Annotated in this window: 9 protein-coding genes and 2 pseudogenes; 6 read left to right on the forward strand and 5 right to left on the reverse strand. The window is 60.6% G+C overall.

Annotated elements, in window-relative coordinates:
* Positions 1 to 141: 141 nt before the first annotated feature.
* Positions 142 to 615: a glycine zipper 2TM domain-containing protein gene (locus AAC645_RS20040; RefSeq protein WP_340318351.1), complete on the reverse strand. Its 474-nt coding sequence runs from the start codon at positions 613 to 615 to the stop codon at positions 142 to 144.
* A 214-nt stretch (positions 616 to 829) separates the two neighbouring features.
* Here AAC645_RS20040 and AAC645_RS20045 point away from each other — a divergent pair, with 214 nt between their 5' ends.
* Both AAC645_RS20045 and AAC645_RS20050 read left to right on the forward strand, forming a co-directional pair.
* On the forward strand, positions 830 to 1,753 hold the full coding sequence (locus AAC645_RS20045) for a polysaccharide deacetylase family protein (protein ID WP_340318352.1): 924 nt from the start codon (positions 830 to 832) through the stop codon (positions 1,751 to 1,753).
* Between the two features lie 341 nt (positions 1,754 to 2,094).
* Positions 2,095 to 2,397 carry a hypothetical protein gene (locus AAC645_RS20050; protein ID WP_340318353.1) on the forward strand — a complete coding sequence of 101 codons (303 nt, stop codon included), beginning with the start codon at positions 2,095 to 2,097 and terminating at the stop codon, positions 2,395 to 2,397.
* Positions 2,398 to 2,426: 29 nt separating this feature from the next.
* Here AAC645_RS20050 and AAC645_RS20055 read toward each other — a convergent pair whose 3' ends face one another.
* Positions 2,427 to 2,915 (reverse strand): energy transducer TonB, encoded by a 489-nt coding sequence (locus AAC645_RS20055; RefSeq protein ID WP_340318354.1) that lies wholly within the window; start codon positions 2,913 to 2,915, stop codon positions 2,427 to 2,429.
* A 455-nt stretch (positions 2,916 to 3,370) separates the two neighbouring features.
* On the opposite strand from AAC645_RS20055, the gene AAC645_RS20060 reads away from it, so the two are divergent.
* From AAC645_RS20060 to AAC645_RS20075, 4 genes and pseudogenes are all read left to right on the forward strand, one after another.
* Entirely contained in the window at positions 3,371 to 4,327 is a 957-nt protein-coding gene (locus tag AAC645_RS20060; RefSeq protein WP_340318355.1) for an ABC transporter ATP-binding protein, read from the forward strand.
* Entirely contained in the window at positions 4,324 to 5,505 is a 1,182-nt protein-coding gene (locus AAC645_RS20065) for an ABC transporter permease (RefSeq protein WP_340318356.1), read from the forward strand. The genes AAC645_RS20060 and AAC645_RS20065 overlap by 4 nt, the downstream gene beginning before the upstream one ends.
* Positions 5,506 to 5,827: 322 nt before the next feature.
* The gene (locus tag AAC645_RS20070; RefSeq protein WP_340318357.1) at positions 5,828 to 6,133 is read left to right on the forward strand and encodes a hypothetical protein; all 306 of its coding nucleotides are present in this window, start codon (positions 5,828 to 5,830) and stop codon (positions 6,131 to 6,133) included.
* A pseudogene (locus AAC645_RS20075) lies at positions 6,134 to 6,322 on the forward strand (glycosyltransferase family 1 protein); the annotation flags it as partial. It lies immediately after the preceding gene.
* A 133-nt stretch (positions 6,323 to 6,455) separates the two neighbouring features.
* Here the strand turns inward: AAC645_RS20075 and AAC645_RS20080 are convergent.
* From AAC645_RS20080 to AAC645_RS20090, 3 genes and pseudogenes are all read right to left on the reverse strand, one after another.
* Complete coding sequence (locus AAC645_RS20080; protein ID WP_340318358.1) at positions 6,456 to 7,400, reverse strand: diacylglycerol/lipid kinase family protein; 945 nt, start codon at positions 7,398 to 7,400, stop codon at positions 6,456 to 6,458.
* A 412-nt stretch (positions 7,401 to 7,812) separates the two neighbouring features.
* Positions 7,813 to 8,526: pseudogene (locus AAC645_RS20085) on the reverse strand (relaxase/mobilization nuclease domain-containing protein); the annotation flags it as partial.
* Between the two features lie 714 nt (positions 8,527 to 9,240).
* Positions 9,241 to 10,158, reverse strand: a complete 918-nt coding sequence (locus tag AAC645_RS20090; protein ID WP_340318359.1) for a class I fructose-bisphosphate aldolase — start codon at positions 10,156 to 10,158, stop codon at positions 9,241 to 9,243.
* Positions 10,159 to 10,317 lie beyond the last annotated feature (159 nt).

Below are 10,317 nucleotides of genomic sequence, written 5' to 3' on the forward strand. Positions count from 1 at the left end.
CAATGCCGCTGCAAAGCGTATTCTGAAATCGGCAAACGACTGACGCTCGTCACCGCGGCCCTCGCCGAATGCTTACGTCTCTCTTCGCTTTCGTGTGCAGCTAAAGGAGATGGGCGCATCCGTTGGAGCGATCCTGGTCCATCAGCAGCCGTTTCGCTCGATCGTATGCTTTTTATCAAGGTGTCTGCCGAGCAGAGCGCCGCCTAGTCCACCAAGCACAGTGCCAAGCGTTCCACCACCGAACGCATTGCCCAGTACCGCGCCGCCGGCACCGCCTACGACTGTGCCGACCGCACCGTTACCGCCATCGCAGCGCTGCCTGTAGTAGCGATCGGAGCCGCGATAGACCTGATCGGACCGGTAGCCGTTCTGCGCATAATAACCTTCGCGCCCGTGGGCTCGATTATAAGCGCGGCGATCATATCCGTCGTCCGAAACGCGACGGCGGTAGCTGTCGCGATAATCACGCTGGTCGCCGTACCAGCCGTCGTCGGCATAGCCGCGTACCTGCTCTGAGCGATTGCGATCATAGTCACGCGCCATTGCGACCGAGGGAACGATGGTAGTCGTAACACTCGCTGCGAGAACTGCCATGCTGATCAACTTGCGTGCCATCTCCAAATCCTTTCATCGGTCCTAGCGCCGATAGGAAGGCTTTAGCCGAGTCTTTGTGGAGGGTGGCTGAATGGAACTAGCAGCGCCCGTTCATACAGGGATCCACCATTTGGTGCCATCGCGAGCGGTTGCATGTTGGTCGCGCGCACCCGGAACGATGCCGCCGGGCCGGCGTTGGAATAGGGTGCGATCCTGTCAATCTATAAGGCTGATTTTGGCCGCCGCCATTGCCCTTGCCGCGGGACCAGCGTCAGCTCATTTCGATCGGGTTGCGCTGACCTTCGATGACCTCCCAGCAGCAACGGTGATCGCTTCGCAGGCATATGTTACGCGCACCAACGAACTTCTGCTGAAGGGATTAGAGCGCCACCATCTGCCGGCCATCGGCTTCGTGAACGAAGGGAAAATCAACGAACTAAATCGCGCCAAGCAGATCGAGGTTCTCAAAATGTGGCTCGATGCGGGCATGTCGCTGGGCAACCACACCTATTCGCACGAGTCCGCCAACGCAATCACGGCTAATCAGTTTATCCGAGATGTTGCGCGCGGCGCAGAGATCACTGCTCCTTTACTCTCGGAGAGAGGAAGGCATCTTCGGTGGTTCCGTTACCCCTATCTGGAGACCGGCTTTCCCCTCAAGCGTAAAGAGGCGATAAAAAAATGGCTGATCCGCAGCGGATACCGCATCGCGCCCGTTACGATGGAAAACTCCGACTGGTTGTTTTCAGGTCCCTATGATCATGCCGTCATGCAGAGAGACAAGCGCCAGCGGCTACACATCAAGACCGCGTATCTGTCGTATACCAAGCGGATGGTGGCTTGGTACCGGAGGGCTGGGGTGGCCCTATTCGGAAGGAACATTCCCTATGTGATGCAATTGCACGTGTCGCGGCTGAATGCGGACTGCATAGATGAATTGGCCCGGCTCCTTCGACACCAGGGTCTGCGCGCCGTGACGCTGGACAGCGCGACCAGAGATCCGGCGTACCGGACCGCGGACACTTATGTTGGTCCGGATGGTATCGAGTGGCTAGAAAGGTGGTCGTTGACACTGCATCGAGAACTACCATGGGACGACTTTGAGGAGCCGCCGGCTTTTATCCAGGCTGCGTCCAAGCGAGAGCATGACGATCGTTGACAGGACATGAAGGCAACCCTGGCCCTGGCAGGGAGAGGCAATGCCTTAACGAAAAATTGCACTGTCGATGATCGTAGCGCTCACGCGCTGCCGTCCGGATTGGCACCCGTTTGAGGTTCACGGCAGATGTCCGCGAATGTGCCCGCCGATGTCGCATCGTCGCGCAAGGTTTGGGAGGCTTGCCCTAGCGCAACTCGATCAATGGGTGGAGGGACCGGGTAACCCGGTCCGCTCCCAAGCCATGGCTGATGATTCCGATCGGACCACCACCGCTATTCCATCGGAGGCGAAACTATATACCGGCTTGCCACGTTACGCAGATTAGTACGGAGGAGAATCAGATGCGTAACAAGTTCACGATCAGTGCCTTGGCGGCTATTTTGACCATGCCGATGGTAGCTCCTGCCCAGGCGCAGGGCGCCAGTTATCACCGCCACGTTTATCACGGGCATAATCGCTATTATCGTCACAAGTGCGGCGGCGGTAACGGTGCGGTTGGCACTATTGCCGGCGGCGCCGGTGGTGCCGTGATTGGAAATGCGGTCGGCGGTGGGCTGCTGGGAACGGTGGCGGGCGGCGTCGGCGGAGCCCTGCTTGGCCGCCACCTGGATAAGAGCCATACCCGGCATCGCAACGGCTGTTAGCTACAGCGAAGCGACTGAGCTGTGGCCCGCTATGGGCCGGGTGGGGCACTGCTCTTGTCGATTGTCCAAGTGTGGCTTTCCTCGATGACCGACCTCACCGGCCGCCCTTCCGCGTCCCGCGACGGACGGAAGCGGAAGCGCTGCTGGATCAATCGGCATGTCAACTGGTCCAGCGCGAGGTTGCCGCTCGATATGGCGGCATCACAACTGCTTACAGTACCGTCGCTCTCCACAGCATATTGGACCCCAACGGTTTTTGATGTGCCAGGATCGCGTAGCGCCGCCGGTAGATCGCCTATCGTAAGATGGCCCTTGATCTGGTGCGGGGGCACGCCCCCATCGCCATCGCCATCGCCATCGCCATCTCCATCGCTTCCGGTGCCATTCCCCTCGCCGCCGGCACCTTCGCCCGGTCCCGGCACGTTGGACGCGCCCGCGACATTGACCTTCCCCGACCCAACCCTCGCCGCGCCGATGATGGGCGATGGCACCGTTACCACCGGTGGCAGAGCGATCACCTCGGTCGCTTTATTCTTCCAGTTGCGAGGCGAGGCCGCGCGGGAGGATTTCGCCTTGTGCGGGTGGACGCGCGGATTGGCATGAGGTGCTGACGTTGCTGGCAGCTCTAGATTTACGAGAGCCATAGTTTTTTCGACCCTTTCGCGCATTTGGGCCGAAAGGCCGATCACGAGCAGATAGCCGAACAAGCCAATCACCGTAACCGTGCCAGTACCAGCCAATAGCCGATCTTGAACCGATGGTTGCATGGAATGGATCTCGCGCACGCGGAGCAAACGCTCGAGGCCCCCGTTGGTCGCGAACGTGACCGGGAAAAAAGAACACGTCATGTGCAGCGGCCTGACCGTGACATTAGCGAACGCCAATTGAAGTTGTATGCGCGGCGTCGAGATGTCTTGCCACAGGCGGGTTGCCGCTCAGATAGGACAACTGTATATGATCGAGACCCTTTCACGTGACGAATAACCCTGACTTCTTGGCGTGGGCGATCGACGCTCAGGGACTCGTCAAAGAGTTCGATGGCGCCCGCGTTGTCGACGGCTTCTCACTGCGCGTCCGGCACGGCGGGATCTTTGGCATCCTCGGTCCTAACGGCGCTGGCAAGACAACCACGCTGCGTATGCTGCTCGGGATTATCGAACCCGACGCGGGCGCGCATAGGCTGCTTGGCGCTGTGAACCCACTCAAGGTAGCGCGCTATGTCGGGTATCTTCCCGAAGAGCGCGGTCTCTATCCGACGATGAAGGCTGCTGACGCCATCGCTTTCATGGGCGCGTTGCGGGGAATGCCGCTGCGCCAAGGGCGTTGTCGTGCACGGGCGTTGATGGAAGCGCATGGGCTGGGCGACGCCATCCATCGAAAAGTCGGCCAACTGTCCAAGGGCATGGCGCAAATAGTTCAGTTGCTAGGGACGCTCGTTCATGAGCCACGGCTCGTGATCCTGGACGAGCCGTTCGCGGGTCTCGATGCTTTCAACCAGGAGAAATTCGAGGAGATACTCAAGGCTCGAGCGAAGGCCGGCGTGACTGTCCTCTTCTCAACGCACGTCATCGCTCATGCCGAACGAATGTGTGACGAGATCGCCATTATCGCTGCTGGGAAAGATATTTTCACGGGTACGGTGGATGAAGCGCGGAGCCGCTTACCGCAGCAGGTTCACCTCGAGACGCGCGCAGCGACAGGGCCGTGGCAGAAGGCTATCCCCGCGGACGCGCATATCGACGGGCGTGAATGGTGCTTCAACCTTCCCGAAGGCGGCGTGGAACCGCTGCTGCGCGCGCTGATCGATGGCGACGCTGGGATAATCGCGCTGTCGATCGAGCGTCCTAGCCTGCACGACGCATTTCTTGCAATCACCGAGGCGTCGGCCAGGGAGCGAGTGACGATCAGAGCGGAGGGCCGTGGGTTATGAGCGAGACCCTGCGTGCCGCCTGGGTGATTGGGCGCCGTGATTTTACCGCCCATGCGCGAACTAAGGCGTTCGCCTTCTTTCTCATGGCCCCGCTGATTTTCGTAGTCGTTGCCATGGGCATGAGCACGCTCGAATCCAATGCCGCTGAAACAAGCGCTGCGCCCATCATTGGGATGTTCCTTCCCCCCGGCGATGCCAACAGGATGGTCGCGTCGCGCGACACGCTTGAGCGTGAGTTCGACGTGGAGGGCTTGCCGCGGCTTGCCAGCGCGCGCTGCACATCCGTCCGACTCGACCAAGCCGCCGATCTGCTCGGGTGCACCCAAAGAGGGGGAAGATATCAGGCGATAATATCGGGTTCGCTCAAGCGTCCGATCCTGACGGGCTCAGGCGAGGATGTCGGACGATGGCGGGGAAAGCTTGCCTTGATCCTCGACTTTGCCCACCTACGCCATACAGGCGCGACGGCGCCGCTCGTTACCCACATCGTTGCGCGAACGCGGGACAGGTCAGCCTCGACAGGTTTGTCGACCACGGCCCAGGCCGCGCAGGGGGCGCTGTTCATGCTGACTCTTATGCTCTCCGGGATGCTGTTATCCAATCTGGTCGAGGAAAAAACCGGCAAGATCCTGGAGATCTTGGCTGCCAGCGTGCCTATCGACGCGATATTCGTTGGCAAGCTGCTGGCGATATTTGGTATCGCGCTGATCGCGATCATCATGTGGAGTATATCGGGAGCGGCGCTACAGCTGCTGTTCCCGGTTCAATTGCCGGACCTCAGCCGGCCGGCCATGGGCTGGCCGCTATTCCTTATGCTGGCGGCCTGCTATTTCACCACCGCCTATATGCTGATGGGCGCCCTCTTACTGGGTGTCGGCAGCGTCGCCGAGACCATGAGAGAGGTGCAGACGCTTTCGATGCCCCTCTCCCTCGCTCAGTTGGCGATCTTCTTGCTTGCCGGCTACGCGACAAATTCACCTGGCCACGCGGTCGAGTTCGCGGCGGTAGCATTCCCGTTCAGTTCGCCATTCGCCATGCTGGCACGCGCTGCTCAGAACGCGTCTTTGCTGCCACATCTATTTGCCCTGACGTGGCAGGCGTTATGGGTGCCGATCACCATCTGTTCAGGCAGTCGGCTGTTTCGCCGTAACGTTCTGAGGTCCGGTCGGAGGAGGTGACCAGGCGGTGTTGGCCGGATTCAGACCGGCACGACAATCGGCTATCAGAACGGCCTTGCTGCGGACTGAATGGCGGTTAAGGCGGACGAATGGTCGTTGTCCTCGACTGCGCAGCTCAATGTTTCAGCTTAAGCCGTACGGGTCGAGGGCGAGATGGGCGGTGCTGAGAAAACTGTTGCCGATGGCGATAACTGGGGGTGATTCTCACTCGATTTAGGATGCCGCACGAGCGTTCGATGCGCAACAGCAGACACTAGTTGTCGATGTCGCTAACCTAGACCCGGAGACTTGGCGACGCGCAGTCTGTCGAACTAGAGCTCGAATGACGCCTCTCGTCGTCAGCGCGCCGGTCGCTTTGGTCCCCATAGGAATGGCGCAACATTTTCAGATGCCAAGCTTCTTACGTCGCGGGAGCGGTAATGGCGCACCGCAGCGCGTTCAACGAGGCGTTGCGGACGGATATGTCTATTTTTTGATCAATGCCGCGATGGGCCTCGTTGTGACGACCGCTTTCTTTGCGGCGATAATCAAGCTGACAACAATTAACTATCTCATCGTGCGCGTACTCGGGGTGGCGGGTCTCGTCATGTTTCTGCTCAACGCCACGCTCAATTTCCGCCGTCTCTAGATGCGCATCGCGCTTTTTTCAGCCAATTACAATTATTTGCGTGAAGGGGCCAATCAGGCGCTGAATCGCCTTGTCGCTTATCTGGAGGCGAAAGCGGGCTGCGAGGTGCGGGTATATTCGCCGGATACCGATCGCCCAGCGTTCGAACCTGCGGGTACGCTTGTACCGGTGCCCTCGATAGCCTTGCCGGTTGACCTCGAACGGGGACTGCACACGAGCCGGTTTGCTTGCCCTTCCGCGTGGCGACGTTGGCGGCACCGTGGTGCAAGACCGAAAATGAAGGTGGCCGGTTCAACGCCGTTTGCAGGCGATGACGTCATGATCATGGAGGCGCCTTCTGACTGAGAGCGACCTTTTCACTCGCCGAAGGATCAGCAGGCGTGGCGATCCGCAGAGCGCGAGCGCAAATCCTGAATTCCAGCGGGGAAGTAATGTCGCACACCTCGCCGTCGAGCGCGATCTCCACCATATGCCGGGACGCGCGGACCGTGAGCGCTTCGCACGTGCCGAGCGCCACGAAATCGACTTCGCGATCGATCCTGCCGAACAAGGCACGGATTGCGAACCAGATTAGCGACAGCCGACTTCGGCTGGTCAGCGCATAGACCGAGAGCATCCCGTCCTGGAGCGATGCCCGCGACCCGACCTTGCCGGCGTTGAGCGAATAGCTATTATTGCCGACGAACAGCAGCGAGGTAACGATTGGCTGTTCGCCCTCCCCCATATCGATCCGCAATCGATGATGCCGCAGACCGGAGAGCGCCTGCCAGGCAGCGGGAACGGTTGCCAGCCATTTCGGCCAGCCTCGATGCTCGCGATGGGCGTCACGCCCTCTGACCATCGACGGATAGATACCGATCGACGCGTTGTTGACGAACCGATGGCCATTAACCTCGCCAACGTCGATTGTGGTTGCCGGGCCGCATGCCGCTACCTTTGCCGCCGCGGTCACATCGGCGGGTATGCCGAGATCGCGTGCGAGATGGTTGAGTGTGCCTAGCGGCAGAAGTGCCAGTTCCGCATCGCTCCCGATCATGGCCTGTGCGGCGCAGGCGGCTGTCCCGTCCCCGCCCGCCACCACGACACGACGGCGTTTTTTTACTGCGCCCGTAATCGCCGCCGCTATCGCCCCGGCGGCCAGAATCTGGACCTCGGCAGTCACTCCCGTAGCGGCGAATGCGGCGACCAGCGTATCGGACAAGGCATCGCCCGCCGCAGCGGCCGCGCCGCCCGCGCTGTTGACGAGTACGAGCAGCTGGTTCGTCATACCCTCGTAACGATGCAGGAAGGGCGAAGTTCAGATCCGGCGTTTTCCACAGGAGTGCCTAGATTGCCGACCGCCGGCATCCGCGAATTGCCTACCAGCTTCATTCACGCCAGCACGAGAACTCCACGATTTAATACGCTCGCCAGCAGAACAGCGCTCCAGTTCCCTGTGCGCCTTGTCCTGACGCCCGGATGGATAACGGGGAACTCTAGGTAGCCATTCGGACTCAATGTGCGTGACGCGGCGCCAGAGGGGAAGGTGAGACGGCCGGGGCAATTCCATCGGCATGTGGCTATCAGCCTCGTCGAGCGCGTCATCACCGGCTTCGGGGTCGGCGAATAAGCGCCGGACACAGCTTCAAACAATCATGGATCAACGCTGACCGCGGCGGTCTCGCGGCTTGGCCCCTGCCCTATCGATGCTGATCGCGCGGCTTGGGCCGTTCGCGGTCGGGTGTCTTGCCACCTTCGTTTCCGGTTTCTGGTCTACGCCCGACACCGCGACCAGCAGCCCGTTCGGCCATCATGATTTCGCGTGCGCGCTTCAAGCGCCGCGATACGGCCGGCGGCATCGCCGCGACGAAGCTCGTCACGTCTTCAGCTAGAGCGAGGTCATCCTCCTTGCCCGTCGCGGCCAGCGCTGCGGCGGCCTGCGCATAGGCACCGCGGATGAACTTCTGCCGGCCGAGCGCCGCCACATCCTCGGGCCGCCGCTCCGGCTCAGCCGAGCGCGCGAACTCGGCCGCGCGTTTCTCGGTCAGCCGATGGATGTCGAGCCCCCTGCCCTGGTCCGCCGTGCGCGCTTCGAGATGCAGCGCCGGCGAGCGAACCCGCTTTTGAACATGGCCGCGTGCGCGGCGCGGCGTTGCCTCGGCCGCCACGCCGCGGTGCCGCCATTCGTGCGCAAAGCTCTTGCGCCAGTGATGCAGATCGGCCTTGCGCGGATTGAAGCGTGTTCCGTCTTCGCCCTGGGTCGCAACGGTCAGGTGGACATGCGGATGATCGGTATCGGTATGCAGCGCGACCATATAGGCGAACTGCCCTTCGAACTCGACGTGGGCAAAAGCCTGGACCGCGTCGTGGATCGTCGCCGCATCGGTGATGCCGCCCGGCATTGAGAGCACCATTACCTGCGCGTCAGCACACAAGCAGGGCTACTCCGGCTTAGGCATAGAAGCTCAGCGGAGCGCAGTGTCGAACTATATAGCAGCAGTCGGTGGGTGCTGCTCGCCGAGCATGTTGAGGTCGAGAGCGGATCCAGCAAAGTGCGGCCGGTGTTGAATGAGGCAATCCAGGCTTGCCGTCGAGAGGGGGCCATGCTCGTCGCTCTACAGAATCGCGATACCAGTAAGTAACAGGGTCAAACAGGCTGAAACAATAAACTTTCGTTCTTACCGAGATTCCATATCAACCGAGTGTACTCTTGAACAACAGCCTTTTGATCTTCAAAGAAATACAAATCTGAAGTGTGATTTGCTTAGTGCGATGGCGGCGACCCGTCCGGGTCAGCCTCCCACATTAACCAGCTCGATCGAGACTCCAAAGGCTCCGATCTGCCCGGCTACGCATGAATGCCCGCAACATTCACCGGCCTGAAGGAGAGAAACGCCGCCGATTCCAGCGGGTTCTAAACCCCCGCGTGGACGTCGGTGGATGGTAGGATGGAGCGGGTCATGGGAATCGTACCCGAGGCTTGCGGAACGCCGCGGCCGCACAGATCGTGAGCAAGATTCTTTCTCAGATCGTTGGATTCGGCGTGTGAGCCGTAGATCTTCGAGCCATCTCCCTTGGCAGCAAGCCGGGCTCTGCGGAAAGACCTGTGTTGAGATGTTGGCGTGCTGCTATAATTCTTCGCCCTTGTAGATGGCTGTGATCTTGCGGAGCATCGCGATTGCTTCATCGCGCGGGCGCTGGAAAGTGTTGCGGCCGATGATCGAGCCGTTGCCACCGCCATCGCGGATGTCGCGCGCGTCCTGAAAAACTGCGTCGGTCCCCTTGGCCGCGCCTCCGGAGAAGACAACAATACGGCGGCCAGCAAAGCAGCTCTGCACGATATGCGCTACGCGATCGGCCGGGGTGGAGACGCCGAAGCTTTCATAAGCCTTCTTTGCGTCATCCTGCTCGATGTGGTCGCTGGGCAACTTCACCTTAATGATGTGCGCACCAAGCAACGCTGCCATGTGCGCGGCATAGGCACCGACGTCGAGCGCTAATTCGCCCGCCTTCGAGATGCCACCGCCACGAGGATAGGACCAAATCACGGTCGCTATGCCAACCGCCTTCGCCTGTGCCGACAGCTCGCGGACTTCCTCGATCTGATCGAGCACGTGATCCGAGCCCGGATAGATAGTGAAACCGATGGCCGAGCAGCCGAGACGCAGCGCATCATCGACGGTGCCGGTGACCGCCTGGCCGATCACGGTGGCCCAGCTATTGGAGCTGTTGACCTTGAGGATCGTCGGTATTTGGCCGGCGAAGGTGTCGGCCCCAGCCTCAAGCATGCCGAGCGGCGCGGCGTAGGCGCTCAGTCCTGCATCGATAGCGAGCTGATAGTGGTAGTGCGGGTCGTAAGCTTCCGGATTGACCGCGAAGCTGCGCGCGGGGCCATGTTCGAACCCCTGATCGACCGGTAAAATGACGAGCTTGCCCGTGCCTCCCAATTGCCCCTGCATGAGGATACGGGCGAGGTTCGCCTTCACGCCGGGATTGTCGCTTTCGTACGCCGAGAGGATCTTCTTGACGATTGGCGTGATGCTCATGGGATACTCCACTGGTTTGTGGTGTTGTGTCGGGCGCGCGTCAGGGTAGCGGCCCATTTCGAACGGCCGCGTTGCCGTGCGACGTCAGGCCGCCTTCGGTGCCGCCTGACGAACGCCTTCGTCGACATGATCCGCGAATTCCGCGAAATTCTCGATGAA

Origin of the sequence: Rhizorhabdus argentea (assembly GCF_037861105.1) — a bacterium.
In the GTDB taxonomy this organism is placed as follows: Bacteria; Pseudomonadota; Alphaproteobacteria; order Sphingomonadales; family Sphingomonadaceae; genus Rhizorhabdus; species Rhizorhabdus argentea.